Genomic DNA, 19204 nt, shown 5'->3' with positions numbered 1-19204 from the left:
AATAAAACAACGATTAAAAGAGGAAAGCCAATGGTGACGAACCTAAATGTGGATACGGCACTGCTGCAAGAGGCGATCGAACTGGAACGAGAAATTGCGATCGAAACCTTAGTTGAAATCGCCTTGCGCGAATACATTCAACGCCGCAAACAGCCACAGAATCTCGAACTGAGCTTTGGAGAATCTCTCAGTGCATTTCGTGAAAAATATCAACTGCATGAACTGGGTTTAAATCCTGATGAAATTTGGGGAGATATTCGCGATCGAACTTTTGTAGGCCGCGAGGTCATCTTTGAATGACGCTGCGTTATTTACTCGATACCAATATTATCTCCGAACCTCTTCGTCCTCTTCCAAATGCCAATGTGATGACTCAACTAATTGAGGCAAAATCCACTGTTGCGATCGCCTCGATCGTTTGGCAAGAAGTTCTGCTAGGCTGCTATCGAATGCCAGACTCTAAGCGCCGCCGCGCGATCGAAGCCTATCTTCAGGAAGAAGTGAAAGTAAAATTACCAATTTTACCTTATACCCAAGAAGCGGCTGAGTGGTTCGCTAAAGAACGAGCCCGACTTATTCCGATGGGTCTTACACCGTCTTATGCTGATGGGCAAATTGCAGCGATCGCTAAAGTCAATAATCTGATTCTGGTGACACGAAATGTTGCTGATTATGCAAACTTTCAAGATTTGGTGATCGAAAACTGGTTTTCTTAAACTTCATTCCTGCTTATTAAGCATCCTTTGTGGTATGAACTTCTCCTTGGGGCAGGGTGAAGCATTTGGGCATAAAATCAAAGGAATGATTAAACCGCAGAGAGCGCAGAGGACGCTGAGGAAGAGAAGAGAGAGATGAAAAATTTCGATACCAAGGGATTTGATATGAAGATGAAAAAAGAGGCAACTCGCGTCGCCCCTCATCTATTTAATCAACTGAAAAATTAAACTTCCACAGCAATCTTTTGTTCCGAAGCCTCCGGCGAATTCGCTTCACTTGGCGGCACAACTTGCCAGAACTTAGGCAAATATTCCGACCAATTTGCTAAAATCTTCTCAGCTTTCTTGCTGCCGGTTCGATCGCGCTGAGCCTCAATCAACTCCTTCAATTGCGCCTCCCCAGCCGCCGTACAAACGCGCTGCATCTTCACAATCTCCCCGTTGACGTGAGCCGGGAAAGTCCCATCTTCATCGAGGAAATAAGCCAAGCCGCCCGTCATTCCAGCGCCGACGTTGCGGCCGACTTTTCCTAACACGACGATCGCGCCGCCCGTCATGTACTCGCAGCAGTGATCGCCCGCACCTTCAATGACTGCTTTCGCCATCGAGTTACGCACCGCAAACCTTTCGCCAGCTTTGCCCGCAGCCAACAGAGTTCCGCCCGTCGCACCGTACAAACAAGTGTTACCGACGATCGCATTTTCGGAAGCATCATAAGTCGCACCAGCCGGCGGTGCGATCGCGATTTCGCCGCCGTGCATCCCTTTACCAACGTAGTCGTTGGCTTGGCCTGACAGTACCAGCGTCATCCCTGGCAAATTGAACGCGCCGAAGCTTTGGCCCGCGCTACCAGTGAAGTTGAGGGTGATTTGACCGCTAAAGCCGGTGTTGCCGTGTTGCTGTGCGATCGCACCACTGATTCTTGCGCCTACAGTGCGATCGGTATTCACCAAGTTGACACTCTTGCTAACAGTGCCGTGATTGGCGATCGCACTTTGAATCTCAGCATCCGCCAGCAAATCATCGTCTAACACAGGCCCGTTGGTGTGTACGTCGCCGTGGATCAAGAAAGATCGATCGCTCTTAGTATCCGGTAACTTAGTCAAACAATCCAAATTAATCGCTTGGGTTTTAGTTAGTTGCACCCCCTCGCGCATTTTCAGCAAATCCGCGCGGCCGATGATATCTGCGATCGACTTATAACCCAATTTCGCCAGCAAACTCCGCACTTCTTGTGCTACGAAATAGAAGAAATTAACAACGTGTTCCGGCGTTCCGGGGAACCGTTTCCGCAAGTGTTCTTGTTGAGTTGTCACACCCACGGGACAACTATTCATGTGGCAAACGCGAGCCATAATGCAGCCTTCTGCAATCATTGCCACCGTGCCGAAACCGTACTCTTCGCCGCCCATCAAAGCGCCTACAATCACGTCCCAGCCGCTTTTAAAGCCACCGTCAACGCGGAGCAAAACTCGATCGCGCAATTTATTTTCCATTAGCACCCGGTGAACTTCTGTCAATCCGAGTTCCCACGGAGAACCTGCGTGCTTAATCGAACTCAGTGGCGAAGCACCGGTGCCGCCATCGTGACCGGAAATTTGAATCACATCAGCATTTGCCTTGGCGACACCAGCGGCTACAGTCCCGATGCCAACTTCCGACACCAACTTCACCGAAACTCCTGCTTTCGGATTGATTTGGTGCAAGTCAAAAATCAACTGTGCCAAATCCTCGATCGAATAAATATCGTGGTGAGGAGGAGGCGAAATCAGCGTCACACCCGGTTTCGATCGGCGCAAATAAGCAATGTACTCGCTCACTTTCGCCCCCGGCAATTGACCGCCTTCACCCGGTTTCGCACCTTGTGCGATTTTAATTTCGATTTGTTGGGCGTTCATCAGGTACTCAGGAGTCACCCCGAAACGCCCGGAAGCTACCTGTTTGATGGATGAAGAAGCTGTATCGCCGTTCTGCAAACCTTTTAAGTGAGGTAGCGTTTGTGAGAAACCGGCCTCGCTCACATCGTTTAGCACTTTGTAGCGCACCGGATCTTCGCCCCCTTCGCCGGAGTTCGATTTGCCGCCGATGCGGTTCATCGCAATCGCGAGAGTTTCGTGGGCTTCCGGGGACAAGGCGCCGAGGGACATACCGCCGGTGGCGAACCGCTTGACAATATCTGCTACAGATTCTACGTCTTCGATGGGAATGGAAGGGCGATCGCTCTGGAAATCCAGCAAATCGCGCAAAGCCGTTACCGGGCGGTTTTCAAGCTGTTGCTTGTAAACCTCGTAATGATCGTAAGCCGTTTCCGAATTTTTGAGACCCATGGGTCTCATTTTTGGTTCGGTCCCATTGCCGTTACCGTTAGTTTGAGCCTTAAAAGTAGTCACAGCCTTGTGCAAAGCCTTCGCCATTTCCGGGCTGTTCATGTGATATTCACCACCCCGGCGGTACTGCACAAAGCCGTAATTTTCCAGCTTTTTGAGGTGCAATTCTGGGAAAGCCTGACTGTGGAAAGACATTACCTCGTTAGCGAGTTCCGCCACACTCAAACCGCCGATGCGGGAAACAGTGCCTTTGAAACCCAAATCTAGCAAATCACCGCCAATGCCGATCGCCTCAAAGATTTGCGCCCCCTGATAGCTAGACAGCAGCGAAATCCCCATTTTCGACATAATCTTCAGCAAGCCGTTTTCCACCGCTGTGCGGTATCTAGCTTGAGCTTGTGTCACGGTAATATTGGGAACTTTGCCGTGCTGCATCAAATTTTGAGTCTTGGCGTCAGACCACCAGGCGCGCACGCTTTCCAAGGCCAGGTAAGGGCAAACAGCCACCGCCCCGTAACCCATCAAACAAGCGAAGTGGTGAGTGCTCCAACATTGGGCGGTATCGACAACTAGCGAAGTTTGCATCCGCAGCCCGACGCTAATTAAGTGGTGGTGAACCGCGCCAACTGCCAGGAAGGGCGGAATATAAGTACATTCAGCACTCAATCCCACAGAAGATTCGCCTTCTTCCTTCGATGGTCGATCGCTCAAAATCAGAATTCTCGAACCCTCGCGCACCGCTTCAGCCGCCTCTTGACAAAGTTGCTCGACTGCTGTTTTCAAACCAGAAGGCCCGGCAGAAATTTTGTAAAGCGTTGACAATTCGGTTGCGGTGAAAGACTTTTGGTCTTTCAAGAAAGATAGTTCAGCGTCGTTGAGTACGGGGGAATCAATTTTTAGCAGCTTGGCATTTTCCGGGATTGCTTGCAGTAAATTGCCCCGCAGGCCCACATTCATCGTCAGGGACATGACCATCCCCTCGCGCAGGGGGTCGATCGGCGGATTTGTGACTTGAGCGAACCGCTGTTTGAAATAGTTGTACAGCAACTGAGGCTTTTCTGACAATACAGCTAAGGGAGCGTCGTCGCCCATGCAGAAAGTCGGTTCTTTTCCAGAACTCGCCATCTCGACGATTACCATGTCCAAATCTTCGGCTGTGTAGCCAAAAGCAGTTTGGGTTGCTAACAGCGTTTGCGAGTCGAGGGTTGCTGTTTCGGCAAAAGGCTGCGGTTGCAAGATTTCGCGGTTTTGTTTCAGCCATTCGCCGTAGGGGTGCCGCTTAGCAATTCGCTGTTTTAGTTGCCAATTTTTGAGAATTTCCTTAGTTTGCAGGTCAACTGCAATCATTTGTCCGGGCCCCAAACGGCCTTTTTCGACAATATCTGCTTCGGGAATATCGACAACTCCGGCTTCGGAAGCGACAATTACCAAACCGTCTTTAGTAATGCAGTAGCGGGCCGGCCGCAAACCGTTGCGATCGAGCGTAGCACCTACTTGTTTGCCGTCGCTGAACACGAGCAGTGCGGGGCCGTCCCAAGGTTCTTGAATGCCACTGTAATACTCGTAAAAATCGACAATTTCTGGGTAGGGAGCCAAATCCGGCTGATTTTTGTAGGCTTCGGGTACCAGAATTGTCAGGGATTCTAGGGGGGTGCGGCCGGAGTGCACCAACAATTCCATCACGTTGTCCAAGTTGGCCGAATCGCTGCTTTCGGGATTGACAATTGGGTTGAACGTGTCGATATCAGCTTGAGTCCAATTCGGGTGAGATAAATTGGCTTGCCGCGCCTTCATCCAGGTAATATTGCCCAACAGCGTGTTAATTTCGCCGTTGTGTCCCAGCAAGCGCATCGGCTGGGCTAAGTGCCACCGGGGCATGGTGTTGGTGCTGAAGCGCCGGTGATAGACGGCAAAGGAGCTTTTATAAGCGGGATTTTTTAGGTCTGGGTAAAATTCTGCCAGTACGGCCGATCGCACCATGCCTTTATAGACGATCGTGCGGCAGGAAAAAGAGCAAGTATAAAAGTCTCGGCGGGTGAAGTTGGGGCGATTTGACAGCGCGTGTCCGATGGTGCGGCGCGCCAAAAATAGATGTTTGTCGAGTTCGTCTCCGGAAGCGTGCGGTGAACTGACAATTACTTGTTCGATTTGAGGTTGATTTTCTAGCGCTTGCTCGCCCAAAACCGATGGTACAATGGGAACTTGGCGCCATCCCAAAAGTTTCAGCCCGCGATCGGTCAGAACTTGCTCAACCACCTGCCGCGCTATAGTCGCTTGAAATTTATCTTGAGACAGAAACAGCATTCCCACGCCACAGTTTTCCCGTGCGGGAGGCACAATTCCCTGTTCGGCGAACCAAGTATCCAGCAATTCCCAAGGAATCGCGGTCATCAAACCCGCACCGTCGCCGGAATCTGAGTCAGCGCTGCAACCGCCGCGATGTTCCAGACAAGTTAAAGCTGGCAGCGCTTTTTCAATAATCGAGTGCGTAGCTTCGCCGCTTTGGTTGGCAATAAACCCCACACCGCAGGCATCTCTTTCTTCCACTAACCAGCTTTGGCCGGCGAATGGAGTTCCTCGCTCTGTTTGATGCACGTTTCTGTTTGGATCGATCGTGTTACCCATGTTGATTGAATGTTATTTCCGTGATTGTGTGGTTGATGTGTTTTTATAGCTCGGAGAGAGAAGGCTGCCGAGCGGTGGGAGCCTAGTAAACTTTAAAACAGCACATTGGAAGCTGATTGGATAAAAATTTACGTCGATGCTGCCTGTACTTAGCACTAAAACCCTGTTGGCAGATTTCAAATTATCTCGCTCGCATCGCCTCGGAGATGTCTCCTAGAATACCTTGCTGTTAAAAAGCTGTGATTCTTTGGGAAATCGCCGCCCTGCAACTATATACATTGCAGGCGATCTAGTTTTTTGTGTGGGTTTTTCCTGAGTTCGGAAGGGTAGCCTTGCGAACACAGGTAGATAGTAACTTTAGCGTAATTTTGCTTGCTGCGCTGTTGAGTTGCTTTCGTCAGCGCCCGCAGACACAAAAGCCACCTGCCCGCTAAGTCGGTAGGTGCAATGTAGCAGCGCGGTTCACAACTGGTGAAACCTGTCTTATTGTGAAGTCAACTCTCAAGCCGCGAACATCAAGTTTATCAAAAAATTGATAAAATTTCACCCATTACACTCAGAGTTGGGGTGCAAGTCTTGTCAGGGATGTTCAGAACCCTGGCTAAGATGCCTAGCCCAAAAAGGTTGACAATTTTCCCTAAGCCTATTTTGTATTTTTTTACCCACAAACTTTTTTGACACTTTATGGTCTACAGACGCGCTTGATTCTTGATTCGTTGAGGCGATTTGATGATGCAGATTTTATAACCGCAACCGTGTCGGAATTAATACCAAAACTCCTCGTTAATTGACTTAGCTAGGCCAGGATTTTTTCACTACAACAGTTCTCAATCTTGGCGATGTATGCCTTAGACTCTATGCCCACGGAGGCAAAGGCTCGCCGATCAAGCGTGCACATCATGTTACTGAGAATGGCTATATATTTTTCATTCTATTAATTAGGATCTCGAATTAAATAACTTACAATTTTAATTGTTATTGTGGGATGGGCTCTTATAGCCCGTCCACTCATGACGGGCTATAAGAGCCCATCCCACTTTCAAGAGTGGAAGTTATTTAATTCTCATTCCTTAGCGTCTTACCTTCCTCTTCAATAATGAACTGCTGTCATTCAATCAGCGTTAGCATCCTTGATTTTCTACTTAGTATCAAATCCCTTATCAACATTTATTACCTCAAATATTAAGTCTTGTTTTAAAAATTGCATTTTCATAATTTGAGCTACAAAGTAGATTAAACTAAATATAGTTAATCAATAGCACGGCCGATAGAGCGAAAATATTAGATAGTAACTCTAAAAAGCTTCAGGCTTGACAGAAGCAGTAGGAATAGGTAGGTATGGCTAGTATAACAAATATTTTGCGAGGATATCAGATTAACGAGCAAATATACGCAGGCAATCGAACTCTAGTTTATCGTGCCCGTCGGTCTGCCGATCGGCAGCCCGTAGTGATCAAACTGCTGCGAAATGACTTTCCCCGCTTCCACGAACTCGTTCACTTCCGCAATCAGTTTGTCATTACTAAAAACTTAGAGATCCCCGGCACTGTCAAGGCATACAGCCTGGAGACATACCATAACCACTATGCTCTGGTGATGGAAGACTTTGGCGGAATTTCCTTAAATAGCTACCTCGCTAGTCTAGTGTTCGCCAGCAAGGAACCTCTGGAAGGGTTGCCTATTAACGAGTTTCTTCCCATTGCCATTCAAATTGCCAACTCGCTTGACGGACTTTATCGCCACCACGTCATCCATAAAGACCTCAAACCTGCCAATATTTTAATTAACCCTGTCAGCAAACAAGTTAAGCTGATTGACTTCAGCATCGCTTCCCTGTTGCCGCGCCAAACCCAAGAAATTCAAAATCCCAACCTCCTCGAAGGCACTTTACCTTACATATCTCCCGAACAAACTGGGCGAATGAACCGAGGCATTGATTACCGCACGGATTTCTACTCTCTGGGAGTTACATTCTACGAACTGCTGACGAGACAGTTGCCTTTCCAAAGCGAAGATCCGATAGAGTTAGTACACTGTCACCTTGCCAAGCAGCCTATCCCACTCCATCACCTCAACAAAAGCGTTCCATTGGTGCTGTCTGAAATTGTTAGCAAACTGATGGCGAAGAATGCTGAAGATAGGTATCAAAGTGCGATCGGACTCAAGTTTGATTTGGAAACTTGTTTGTACCAGTGGCAAGAAACTGGAGAAATCGCCTCTTTTAAGCTAGGGCAGCGAGATTTGTGCGATCGCTTCATCATTCCCGAAAAATTATATGGTAGAGAGAACGAAGTATTCTCCCTACTGGCAGCCTTCGATCGCGTAAGTGCAGGAAGCGCGGAAATGATGCTGGTGGCTGGCTTCTCAGGTATTGGCAAAACCGCCGTCGTCAACGAAGTTCACAAACCGATTGTCGCAGCGAGAGGCTACTTCATCAAAGGCAAATTCGACCAATTTGGACGCAGCCAACCATTCTCAGCTTTTGTACAAGCTTTTCGCGATTTAATGGGTCAATTGTTGAGTGAAACCGACGCTAAAGTTGAACAGTGGAAGACTCAAATTATGACAGCATTGGGCGAGAATGCTCAGGTAATCGTTGAGGTAATTCCTGAACTAGAACGGATTATCGGAGAGCAACCACCCGCACCAGAGCTTTCGGGCAGTGCTGCCCAAAATCGCTTCAATCGCTTATTAGAGAAGTTCATTCAACTGTTCACAACCAAAGAACATCCCCTCGTCATCTTCTTAGACGACTTGCAATGGGCAGACTCAGCCTCATTAAACTTGATTCAACTTTTGACGAGCGATCGCGATCGGCACTATCTCTTTTTAATAGGAGCATATCGAGATAACGAAGTCAGTCCCGTGCACCCTTTAATGCTGACATTATCCGACATTCAACAAACCGGAGCCACAGTCAACACTATTACTCTCGCGCCACTCGATTGTTTCAATTTAAATTGTTTGATTGCCGATACTTTAGTTTGTTCTAGAGCGTTGGCCATGCCCTTAACAGAACTGGTCGATCAAAAAACCCAAGGCAATCCATTTTTCAGCACACAATTTCTCAAATCTTTGCATGAAGATGGGCTAATTACCTTTAATTTTGACGAGCGGTATTGGCAGTGCGATATCGCCACAGTGCGAACCTTAGCTCTGACAGATGATGTTGTCGAGTTCATGGCGATTCAATTGCAAAAGTTGCCGATCCAGACGCAAGAAGTTTTAAAGTTAGCGGCCTGCATTGGCAACGAATTCGATTTGGCAACGCTGGCGGTAGTGTGTGAAAAATCTTCTTCAGATACGGCAGCCAACTTGTGGCCAGCTTTGCAAGCAGGGTTGATTCTGCCACTAACTGAAGTTTATAAATTTTTCAGTTCAGAGGAGTTTGAATTCACAAATCAGAATTCAGAAGAAGAAAGCAATACTTCTGACTCGTGGTTCCAGAATCCCGACTCCTGTTATTACAAATTTTTGCACGATCGCGTACAGCAAGCAGCTTACGTTTTGATTCCAGAATCCCAGAAACAATCCACTCACCTCAATATTGGTCAACTTTTGTTGATTAATACTCCAACAACAGAAAGAGAAGAGAAAATTTTTAATATAGTCAACCAGTTGAATTATGGTGTTGATTTAATTACCGAACCAACAGAGCGTTACCAACTGGCTGAGTTGAATTTAATCGCTGGACGCAAGGCGAAGAATTCTACTGCTTATGCTGCAGCACGCAAATATTTAAGTTTTGGCAGGCAAATCCTAGCTCCCGATAGCTGGCACACTCACTATGAAACAGCCCTGGAACTGCACGTATTAGCGGCCGAAACCGCATACCTGAGCTATGATTTTCAGGAAATGGAGGAATTAGCAGCTTTAGTCCTGCACAATGCCAAAACGCTGCTGGATAAGGTCAAAGTTTATGAAATCGAGCTTTCTGCTTGTACGGCGCAAGTCAAACCTCAACAAGCCGTTGAAATGGGCTTAGCAGTTCTCAAACTCTTGGGAATTTGCTTCCCAAAAAATCCAACTCCGGCAGATATTCAGCAGGGACTAGGACAAACCGCATCACTTTTTGCTGGCAAAAAAATTGCCGACTTTATTGATTTGCCAGAAATGGAAAATCTCCAAAAACAAGCAGCCTTGCGAATTTTATCAGGTTTAGTTTCTCCAGCCTACATCACGGCTCCACTTCTCCTGCCACTGGTTATTGTCGAAATGGTTAATTTGTCGGTTAGTTATGGCAATGCGCCCTTATCTGCTTTTGCTTACGGCTTGTATGGATTGGTATTAAGCGGTGTAGTTCAAGACATTGAAACAGGGTTTGAATTTGGAAAACTAGCGTTAAATATTGTAGATTTATTTAATGCTAATTATCTCAAAACTAAAGTATATTATACAGTCGGCGTTCACATCATACATGGTAAACATCATGTTAAAGAAACCATCCCTCTTTTAAAAGAGGGTTACGCCAGAGGACTGGAAACAGGAGAGCTAGAATTAGGATATTCTGCCAAAGAAATCTCTCAATATTCATATTTAATCGGTCGGGAAATTGCGGGACTCGAACAGGAGGTGGCGACTTACTGCAATGCGCTGGTTCAATTTAAACAAGAAGCAGCTTTAAATTATACTAAAATCGTTCATCAGGCTTTATTAAATCTGCTGGGGCGATCGGAAAATCCCTGTCAATTTGTGGGAAATGCTTACAATGAAGAAACAATGCTCCCCTTTCACATCCAAGCAAACGATCGCAACGGACTCCACTATTTTTATTTCCATAAATTGCTTGTGTGTTACCTGTTTGGAGAAACCGAGCAAGCTTTAGAAAATGCTCGGCAAGCCGAACAGTATTTAGACGCGGTTATGGGTATGCTTAATGTGCCGATATTCTATTTTTATGACTCTCTAGCACGGCTGGGAGTTTGTAGCGATGTGGGTTCATCCCAAGAGAAACAAGAACATCTGCAAAAAGTGAGAAGCAACCAGGAAATCCTTCATAAATGGGCACATCACGCCCCCATGAATTTTTCGCACAAATGTTACCTAGTGGAAGCCGAACTGTTCCGAGTGCTGGGTGAGAATGTGCAGGCGATGGAGGCATACGATCGCGCCATTTTTCTGGCTAAAGAAAACGATTATCTCAACGAAGAAGCTCTGGCGAATGAATTGGCTGCTAAATTCTACCTGGCATGGGGGAAAGAAAAAGTTGCCCAGGTATATTTAATAGATGCTTACTATGCTTATGCTCGTTGGGGAGCGAAAGCAAAAATCGACGCTCTAGAACAACGCTATCCCGAACTTCTGGCTCCTATATTCAAACAGGAAAACGCTCGTTCATTGGAGAAAGGTACTACCTCCCATGAGACTTCATTGATTTCTATTCATCGCCAAACAATTGCTGGCAGTACGAGTACCACAGTCATAGATTTACCAACTGTTATCAAAGCTTATCAAGCTTTGTCTAGCGAAATTAAGCTGGAACAATTGCTCACTACCCTGATGGAAGTGGCGATTCAGAATGCAGGCGCTCAAACAGGAGTATTAATTTTAAAAGAAGACGACAACTGGACTATCGCCGTCCACTGTAGCGATCGCCAAGGCTGTCTTCTGCAAGAAACTATTGGGATTGAGGAGAGCGAATCTATTCCCCAGACTGTGATTAATTACGTTAAACGTAGCAATAAAACCCTAGTTTTCGATGATGTCAAGACTGAATTAATATTTAGTTCTGACCCCTATATCCAGCAGCACCAACCTAAGAGCATCCTATGTACTCCGATTATCCATCAAGGCAAAATGATGGCAATTCTGTATTTGGAAAATAATCTGACGACGGGGGCATTCACTGGCGATCGCGTCGCCCTCCTCAACATCCTCTGCTCCCAAGCTGCCATCTCGCTGGAAAACGCCCGCTTGTATCAGCAATCTCAACAGCTTTATCAACAATCTCAGGATTATGCCCAAAAACTGGAGCAGTCTATTCAGAATCTCAAACAGATGCAGTTGCAATTGGTACAGGGTGAAAAGATGTCTGCTTTGGGAAATTTAGTCGCAGGGGTAGCCCACGAAATTAACAATCCCGTAGGCTTTATCGCCGGCAACTTGCAACCTGCTCAAGACTACGTGGGGGATTTATTCAATTTGATTGATTTGTATCAAGAAAAATTTCCCAATCCGGGAGGGGAAATTGAAGCCGAAATAGAGGATATGGACTTGGAGTATTTGCGAGAAGATTTGCCAAAATTGATTGGCTCGATGAAGGAGGGAGTCGAGCGCATCCGCAATATCAGTACGAGTCTGAGAACGTTTTCCAGGGCTGATAGCGATCGACCAGTTTCTTTCAATATTCACGATGGACTAGAGAGCACTCTGCTAATTCTCAAGCACCGTTTAAAAGCCAGCGAGTTCCGCCCTGCCATTGAAGTTGTGAGAGAGTATGGTAAATTGCCTCTAGTGAAATGCTTTCCCGGACAGTTAAACCAGGTATTTATGAATATACTGGCTAATGCCATTGATGCTCTGGAGGAGTCAAATAAGGGGCGCAGTTTTAGTGAAATTAAAGCCATACCTAATCAAATCACGGTTCAAACTGCTCTGAGCGAAGACAACAATCAGGTTTTGATTCGGATTAAGGATAATGGAGTGGGGATGTCGAAGGAAGTCCAAGAAAATATCTTTAACCACTTATTCACAACCAAGCCTGTGGGTCAAGGAACGGGATTAGGATTGTCGATCGCCCATCAAATTGTGGTGGAAAAACATGGAGGTACGTTACTCGTGAATTCTTCTTTGGGGGAGGGTTCGGAGTTTGTGATTTCTATTCCGGTGTGAGCCTTTTGTAGTAAGGCTTGAGGGCAATTAGTGCCGTTGAGTAAGAAGAGACATACGGATTTTCCGGGTTTCTAAATCCCCATGTGTTTAGAAGTGAAATTGTGAGTGGTAAGCTGTGAAACGTAATTTTTTCTATTGGCGTCTAATATTGTTAGTCTCGATTTTACCCGTAATGGCGATCGTCCCGTCTTTAGTCTGGAATCAACCCGCAAGAGCACAAGAGGGGGAAAAGGCTGGGTTGATTCATGCTTCGAGATCCCGCCAGGGAATTCATTCCCTGGCTGATAGCGAAAGTCGGTTAAAACCGACTGAAATATTGACAGATAGTCCTCTTGAGAGGACTTCAGCTATGAGACAGGGAATTCATTCCCTGTCGGAATATAGGTTTTTGGCTCAATCTCTACCGCCAGATTCCAGAATCAAACAAGGCCGCCAAGTGTCTCTAAACGGCCGCATTCTCCCCCTAAGTTGGACTCAGCAGCCGGCAAACAGCACTTCTGCGAATTTCCGAACTTGGATTGCTGATGTTGGATTGATGCAAGGTGCGGGAGTGGATTTGCTTAGCAGCGCCGACAGTACCAAACAACCTGTGCAGTGGTTTTCGGTATCTTTAACCGGTGATCAAAGCTTAGCAACCTGGGCAACAGGCCCGTATCGTTACTTAGATGTTACCGATTTTGCTAGACTTGCGGGCTGGGAGATATCTGCTGATGGGAATATTCTAAAAATTACTTCTCAAACTGCAAGTGTTACCGGAATTCGGCAAGCAGAAATAGAATCGGGCGATCGCATTGTAGTAGATATCGATCGACCCGCCCCTTGGCAAGTCAACTTTGTCAATAAACCAATCCCGTCGCCGACACCCACACCCAACCCCCCGGACGACCCCACAAAGCCCGCTATCCCACTGCCAAACCTCCGCGCAGCGCCAAACCTCGAAACACCAGACGACCCGACCAAACCCGCTCTCCCGCTGCCAATAACGCCCGCAGCGCCGATCGCCGGTCAAGAATGGTCGATCGCGATCGATGCCAAAGTCGATCCGGCGTTACTTCAGGAAACTTTTCAAACCAGCCAACAATTGCTATCACTAAAAGTCGAACCTGACGGAGATCGAACCAAAGTCAAAGTGAAGATTCCTTTAGGTTGGCGGCCGCAAGTTTTGGGCCTGGGAAATCCCAATCGATTAGTTATCGACATTCGGCCAGATTCGCTAGTAGAAAAAAACATCGTTTGGGCGCCCGGTGTGCAGTGGCGGCAGCAGTATCAGAATTTAGGAACCGATCGTTTTCCGGTAGTTTGGTTAGAAGTTAATCCGCGTCAAGCGGGTGTGAAAATTCGACCAATTCTCAGCAATCCGCCTGCCGATCGAGGCACTGCACCTTTATTGGAAACAGCCGAAGTTTCCGGTGCTGCTGCGGCGATTAATGCAGGGTTTTTTAATCGAATTAATCGCTTAGCTTTAGGGGCAATTCGGCGCGACAATAAATGGCTTTCCGGGCCGATATTGAACCGGGGGGCGATCGCGTGGAACGATCGGGGAGAATTTGCGATCGATCGTTTAACTTTGCAAGAAACTGTGATGACTCCGGCCAATCAACTTTTGCCTGTTTCTCATCTCAATAGTGCCTACGTACAACCGGGAATCGGTCGCTACAATTCTGATTGGGGAACAACTTATACTCCGTTGTCTGGCAATGAAATAGTTGTGACAGTTGCTGGCGATAGAGTTGTCAGCCAATCCCCCGGAGGTGCGCCGGGAACAACAACTTTTCCCATTCCAGCTAACGGTTATATTTTGGCTTTGCGTGCCGATTTGTTCCCGGCATCTGAACTTTCTATCGGCACTTTATTGCGTTTGGAAACTAACACTTTTCCTGCTGATTTCAACCGTTTTCCTTACATTATCGGCGGCGGCCCGGTGTTGGTACAAAACAGTCAAGTTGTGCTGGATGCTAAGGCGGAAGGGTTTAGCGATGCGTTTGTTAGACAGACAGCAATTAGAAGTGCGATCGGGCGAAATGCTGCGGGGAATTTGCTGATTGTAGCGGTGCACAATCGCGCGGGCGGGGCGGGGCCAAATTTCGCAGAACTGGCGCAGATTTTGCAGCAAATGGGTGCTGTGGATGCTTTAAATTTGGATGGGGGAAGTTCGACGGGTTTGTATTTGGGAGGTAGTTTGCTCGATCGACCTCCGTCAACTGCTGCGAGAGTTCATAATGCGATCGGTATTTTCATTCAACCATAAGTAGTTAAAGATTTTTGAGGCACATAGTTGCCAAGAGAGCGCTCTTTCATAGATATTAAGAGCGCTTAAACGCAACTACATACCTTTTTTGTGCCAGTTGCGCTCAGGACTAAAATATTAAGCAGCGGCCGTAGCATTTGCTTCCAGAGGCTCGATTTCCTCCGGCGTAGCGTGACGGCGCGGATCATTAAAGCTGCGTGCCGCTAGCCAGTTAGAATTTTGCGCCGCCTCGCAACCAATCACGTAAAGCGAAGATTGGTTAAAAGCAGCCCAGAGAGCATCACAAGCCTGTTTATCCATCAGTGAATCGGCGATCGGGCGATCGTGAATCAGAGCAAATAAATCAAACTCATTTCGTTTTGGATTCCACTGATATTGCAAAATAGGAGCATAACCCATTTCGATCAATTGTGCGATCGCGCGATCGGGCGTATATCCGTCTAAATGCACCCGATTGAGATAGATAGACACTTGCACATACTCATCTCTGGCAGGTAGCAGTCGGTAATTCGAGTTAGTCATCATTATTTGTCTCCGTGCAGTAGTAATAAGAACGGCCTGCAATATCGGGGCGTTTTTCAGCCTTCATTTTATGCTGAGCACATCGTCGCTTAGCATAAAGGTCTTTTTCAATTTCAGTCTCGCCGGGGGCATAAAAAGGACGGTGAGGAAGCAGTTCCGCTTCTAAATCCTCCCAAGATTTCTCTGGGTTGTCTGAATCTCTCAGCATTTGTCCCTCGCGGTTGGTTCGAGGATGCCATTTATTCGATATAGTCGATCGGTCATTCGATTTTAGATTTTAGATTTTGGATTTTGGATTGACTTGCGCGAGATAAATTCGGGGGACGCAAGGATTTGAGATTTGAGATGCTTTCGATTGATTTGCGCGAGATAAATCACGTGGCGGCTACCACATGAAGAAATTCGCTTGTCATCAGTGTGTTTCCTCAGTTTTGGCGATCGTCTTGACGCGCTGGGGCTTTGGCTCTAAAACGGGTTCGTTTTCCTGTAACCAAGTTTCGATATACTCCAACAGAACCTCATTCATGCTGAGGCTACGCATGGCGCAAGATGCTTTGAACTTGGCTCTTGTCTCTTCAGGTAGATAGATTTTTACGGACACAGTTTTACTTGTAGTCAAAGTTTCCATATCGCTATATCGATTTGTCTATGTGTCTAGCCTGACACACAGGCGCGCGATCGGATAGGGTCGCTTGTCGATATAAGGACTTGTCGCTTTGTCCCTATATCGATATAATAACAGACATAGCCAAAAAACGACAACCGCGCCGAGTTAAACGCCATTGCCGTTTCCATACATTTTGCAAACAATGCTTGACATCCCAGTCTCCCTGTGCTAGCTTGTCGAATAGTATTGTGTTTAATCCAAAAATCGCAGCACTTCAGCTATGTTCACAGCCAACAGCTATTTTTATTTTTGGTACAGCCAAGTTCGCCCGGAGTGAATTTGCAATTCACTGTGAACATCCGGGCGAACCGCAGATTAACACCTGCGGTTTTGTTTTTTCTACTTCTTTCCCCAACAACCAATCGAGTACAAGCGAAAACAGCAATGACATTATTCAGTAACTGGTACTACAGCTTTTATTTTTGGCCCAACAAGAGTTCTGGGTAAATTGTCGCGCTGTCTTTTCGCACGAACCCGGAACTCCTAAAAGTTCCGGGTTTTTTGTTGTCAACCACCCACTTAATTTTGCTGGAAAATATCCTCATGTTAGAAGCCAAACTCGTAACCAAATCTCATCCCGAACACCAAACAATTGTCAAACTTTCAGAAACAGTCTCAGTCGGCGGCACAGAATTATTAATCATCGGTGGCCCCTGTACCGTAGAAAGCTCCGCACAAATGGAAACAGTTGCCCGCCAACTATCCGCCGCCTCCGTGCAAGCTTTGCGAGGCGGAGTCTACAAACCCCGCACTTCTCCCTATTCTTTCCAAGGGATGGGAATTGAGGGACTGGAAATTTTAGCCGATGTCAGCCGGCGTTACGGTTTGCCCGTGGTGACAGAGGTAATGTCGAGCGCCCAAATTGAGCCAGTTGTCACCTATGCTGATATGCTGCAATTAGGCAGTCGGAATATGCAAAACTTCGAGTTACTAAAGGCGATCGGTCAAGCCGGAAAACCAGTTTTGTTAAAACGCGGCTTGTCAGCCACAATCGAAGAATTTGTGATGGCCGCCGAATACATTGTCAGTCACGGAAATCCTCATGTAGTTCTCTGCGAAAGAGGCATCCGCAGCTTCGACAATTACACCCGGAATGTATTAGATTTAGGTGCAGTCGTAGCCCTCAAACAGTTAACTCATTTGCCAGTAATTGTAGACCCTTCTCACGCCGTCGGCAAGCGAGAATTAGTCGCACCACTCGCCAAAGCAGCGGTTGCTTGCGGTGCAGACGGATTAATTATTGAATGTCACCCGCAACCAGAAAAATCGGTTTCTGACGCGCGGCAAGCTCTTTCTTTACCAGATATGGTAGATTTAGTTGCGAGTTTACGGCCTGTAGCCGCCGCCGTTGGCCGGTGCATACCAGATATTAAGTCATTAGTCATCAGTCATTAGTCATTAGTTATTAGTCATCAGTCATTAGTCATCAGTCATCAGTCATCAGTCATATTATGTCCGGTCGATTACCCCTAATACGGTAGGGGCGGGTTCACCCACAATATCTGCCAATAATTAACAATCTCAAAAACCCGCCCTTTTAATCGCTCGATCGGAGATGATATCCTTAGTCATTAGTTGGCGCCGCAGGACTTGGCTTTTGTAGGGTCAGAATTTATTCTGGCGCACTTTTGCGGGGAAAGCGAAATTAGATTAAAATAAAAGCACAATCAACACTGTCATCTACAATATTTGGCTTTTATTATGGCAATACTACTTAAGGTTCCCTCGATCGTCTGTTCTGGCTGCGGTGATACAATTACCAAAGCCATCAAAACTGTTGACTCCGAAGCTACTGTCAATGTGGATGTCGCAGCTAAGACTGTTACTGTTGAAGCCCAAGCTTCTGATGAGTCAATCAAACAAGCTGTGGTAGCTACGGGCCACACCATCCAAGGAGAATAAGATTAGGTTTCGTCTAAGTGTTCGGCGACTGCTTGGTAAAGTTCAAAAACGTGGCGATCGAGTAAACTATAAAAAACTTGTCTCCCAACCTTGCGGTAACTTACCAACCGCATCGCCCGCAAAGCCCGCAACTGGTGCGATACTGCTGACTCACTCATACTCAACGCCACAGCTAAGTCACACACGCACAGTTCTTGTTTTGCCAAAACCGACAGTAGCCGCAGGCGATTCGCATCTCCCAAAAGACTGAAAAACTCAGCCATCCGCTGAGCTTTTGCGGTGTTGAGAACCTGTGTTTGGATGTCGCCAGCCCGCACACAGTCAACTAAGTGCGATGGATCGCACATTGGTGTATCGTTTTGTTCGTGAGACTGACTTATCGCTCCGTTAACAGCAGAGTTGGGTGACATCTTTTCCCGGCTAGTTTTAATTCTCATTTTCATTTTAGTGCGATCGGCAAACCTTTTGTAACAAAACTTTTACATTCCCTTGACTTATATCTGAATATGTGTTCATATATAAGTATAGACAAACAACCCCACCAGGAGAAGCTCAAATGACTACCGCCACCCAAACAAAATGTGCCTGCCCTTCATGTTCGTGCGTTGTCAGTCCCAGCGAAGCCATTGAAAAAGACGGCAAAACATATTGTTCCAGTGCTTGCGCTGACGGACACCCCAACGGCCAAGGCTGCGGCCATACAGGCTGCGAGTGCAACAAATAAATATTCGGCTTCAGAAAAGGTTAATCACCCACTGCCAAATATCTCTAAAGGGAGATGCGAACCGCGCATTTCCCAATTTTTTTGCTTTTAGGTTAAAGAAAAGTTAAAATAAAGCTAACTTAAGGTTAAGACTGCATTAATAGACTAAATACAGAGCGAAAAAGCACAATTGCTACTTACGCAATACAATAGAAGCAAGTTGGCGCCGCGATACAGAGTACAAATAGTGCTATTAACAGCAGAGACCGAACCAAAAGTTGAATACCAAAAGTTAAATTAGGAGGGGGCAATGAAAGAGCGGGAAGATTTTTTACATCCTCGCAATCGCTACTACGGTGATTTCACGCCAGAAAACTTGGCGTTTAATGCCAATTTGCAGGAGTTTGCTCAAAAAATAACTTATATTTGCTCGCTGGAAACAGGGGGGAAAATTAGTGCTGAGAAAGCCTATAAAGATATTAAGATGCTTTGGAAAGACTTAAAATCCTCTAAGAAGCAATTGGGAATTGGCCAAAACCCCCCCAGTACCGAGGAGCAAAATTCACCTTAAAGTCATCGCAGCCAACGCAGCGTTTGCAATCGAAAACCCCTGCGATTGCAAACGCTGCGTTTTGCTGCGTATCCAGCAAATGTAAGGTGCTT

At 46.6% G+C, this 19204-nt stretch carries 14 protein-coding genes; 9 read left to right on the top strand and 5 right to left on the bottom strand.

The genetic code is table 11. The annotated features are described in order from the left end of the window. The first annotated feature begins 30 nt into the window (after nucleotides 1-30). Both QUB39_RS16255 and QUB39_RS16250 read left to right on the top strand, forming a co-directional pair. On the top strand, nucleotides 31-300 hold the full coding sequence (locus QUB39_RS16255) for a type II toxin-antitoxin system VapB family antitoxin (RefSeq protein WP_333212256.1): 270 nt from the start codon (nucleotides 31-33) through the stop codon (nucleotides 298-300). Next, entirely contained in the window at nucleotides 297-716 is a 420-nt protein-coding gene (locus QUB39_RS16250; protein WP_333212254.1) for a type II toxin-antitoxin system VapC family toxin, read from the top strand. Before QUB39_RS16255 ends, QUB39_RS16250 begins: the two co-directional genes overlap by 4 nt. Nucleotides 717-940: 224 nt before the next feature. Here QUB39_RS16250 and QUB39_RS16245 read toward each other — a convergent pair whose 3' ends face one another. Beyond that, on the bottom strand, nucleotides 941-5668 hold the full coding sequence (locus QUB39_RS16245; RefSeq protein WP_333212252.1) for a glutamate synthase-related protein: 4728 nt from the start codon (nucleotides 5666-5668) through the stop codon (nucleotides 941-943). Nucleotides 5669-7006: 1338 nt separating this feature from the next. On the opposite strand from QUB39_RS16245, the gene QUB39_RS16240 reads away from it, so the two are divergent. Both QUB39_RS16240 and QUB39_RS16235 read left to right on the top strand, forming a co-directional pair. Next, on the top strand, nucleotides 7007-12499 hold the full coding sequence (locus QUB39_RS16240) for an AAA family ATPase (RefSeq protein WP_333485102.1): 5493 nt from the start codon (nucleotides 7007-7009) through the stop codon (nucleotides 12497-12499). Between the two features lie 115 nt (nucleotides 12500-12614). Beyond that, a complete protein-coding gene (locus tag QUB39_RS16235) occupies nucleotides 12615-14747 on the top strand; it encodes a phosphodiester glycosidase family protein (RefSeq protein WP_333397350.1) in 2133 nt (710 codons plus the stop codon). 117 nt (nucleotides 14748-14864) lie between these two features. Here the strand turns inward: QUB39_RS16235 and QUB39_RS16230 are convergent, their stop codons facing one another. The 3 genes from QUB39_RS16230 to QUB39_RS16220 all read right to left on the bottom strand — a co-directional run bounded on the left by QUB39_RS16230 (nucleotide 14865) and on the right by QUB39_RS16220 (nucleotide 15897). Then, the gene (locus tag QUB39_RS16230) at nucleotides 14865-15272 is read right to left on the bottom strand and encodes a hypothetical protein (protein WP_333055959.1); all 408 of its coding nucleotides are present in this window, start codon (nucleotides 15270-15272) and stop codon (nucleotides 14865-14867) included. After that, nucleotides 15262-15477, bottom strand: a complete 216-nt coding sequence (locus tag QUB39_RS16225; RefSeq protein ID WP_190739384.1) for a hypothetical protein — start codon at nucleotides 15475-15477, stop codon at nucleotides 15262-15264. Before QUB39_RS16225 ends, QUB39_RS16230 begins: the two co-directional genes overlap by 11 nt. A 204-nt stretch (nucleotides 15478-15681) precedes the next feature. Continuing rightward, nucleotides 15682-15897, bottom strand: coding sequence for a plasmid partition protein ParG (locus QUB39_RS16220; RefSeq protein ID WP_333055961.1), 216 nt, complete (start codon nucleotides 15895-15897; stop codon nucleotides 15682-15684). 227 nt (nucleotides 15898-16124) lie between these two features. Here QUB39_RS16220 and QUB39_RS16215 point away from each other — a divergent pair, with 227 nt between their 5' ends. The 3 genes from QUB39_RS16215 to QUB39_RS16205 all read left to right on the top strand — a co-directional run bounded on the left by QUB39_RS16215 (nucleotide 16125) and on the right by QUB39_RS16205 (nucleotide 17838). Beyond that, nucleotides 16125-16337: a hypothetical protein gene (locus QUB39_RS16215; RefSeq protein ID WP_333278841.1), complete on the top strand. Its 213-nt coding sequence runs from the start codon at nucleotides 16125-16127 to the stop codon at nucleotides 16335-16337. A gap of 142 nt (nucleotides 16338-16479) precedes the next feature. Next, entirely contained in the window at nucleotides 16480-17331 is an 852-nt protein-coding gene (gene aroF / locus QUB39_RS16210; RefSeq protein WP_333212182.1) for a 3-deoxy-7-phosphoheptulonate synthase, read from the top strand. A 306-nt stretch (nucleotides 17332-17637) separates the two neighbouring features. After that, the gene (locus QUB39_RS16205; RefSeq protein WP_333055964.1) at nucleotides 17638-17838 is read left to right on the top strand and encodes a heavy-metal-associated domain-containing protein; all 201 of its coding nucleotides are present in this window, start codon (nucleotides 17638-17640) and stop codon (nucleotides 17836-17838) included. Between the two features lie 2 nt (nucleotides 17839-17840). Here QUB39_RS16205 and QUB39_RS16200 read toward each other — a convergent pair whose 3' ends face one another. Continuing rightward, the gene (locus QUB39_RS16200; RefSeq protein WP_333485103.1) at nucleotides 17841-18248 is read right to left on the bottom strand and encodes a metalloregulator ArsR/SmtB family transcription factor; all 408 of its coding nucleotides are present in this window, start codon (nucleotides 18246-18248) and stop codon (nucleotides 17841-17843) included. A gap of 146 nt (nucleotides 18249-18394) precedes the next feature. On the opposite strand from QUB39_RS16200, the gene QUB39_RS16195 reads away from it, so the two are divergent. Continuing rightward, nucleotides 18395-18562: a metallothionein gene (locus QUB39_RS16195; protein WP_333055965.1), complete on the top strand. Its 168-nt coding sequence runs from the start codon at nucleotides 18395-18397 to the stop codon at nucleotides 18560-18562. 289 nt (nucleotides 18563-18851) lie between these two features. Then, the gene (locus QUB39_RS16190) at nucleotides 18852-19112 is read left to right on the top strand and encodes a DUF7219 family protein (RefSeq protein WP_333055966.1); all 261 of its coding nucleotides are present in this window, start codon (nucleotides 18852-18854) and stop codon (nucleotides 19110-19112) included. Nucleotides 19113-19204 lie beyond the last annotated feature (92 nt).

Source organism: Microcoleus sp. AT8-B5 (assembly GCF_036705565.1).
Classification (GTDB): domain Bacteria; phylum Cyanobacteriota; class Cyanobacteriia; order Cyanobacteriales; family Microcoleaceae; genus Microcoleus.
The sequence above is the reverse complement of the archived record's forward strand: the minus strand, read 5'-3'. Positions and strand labels throughout refer to the sequence as shown.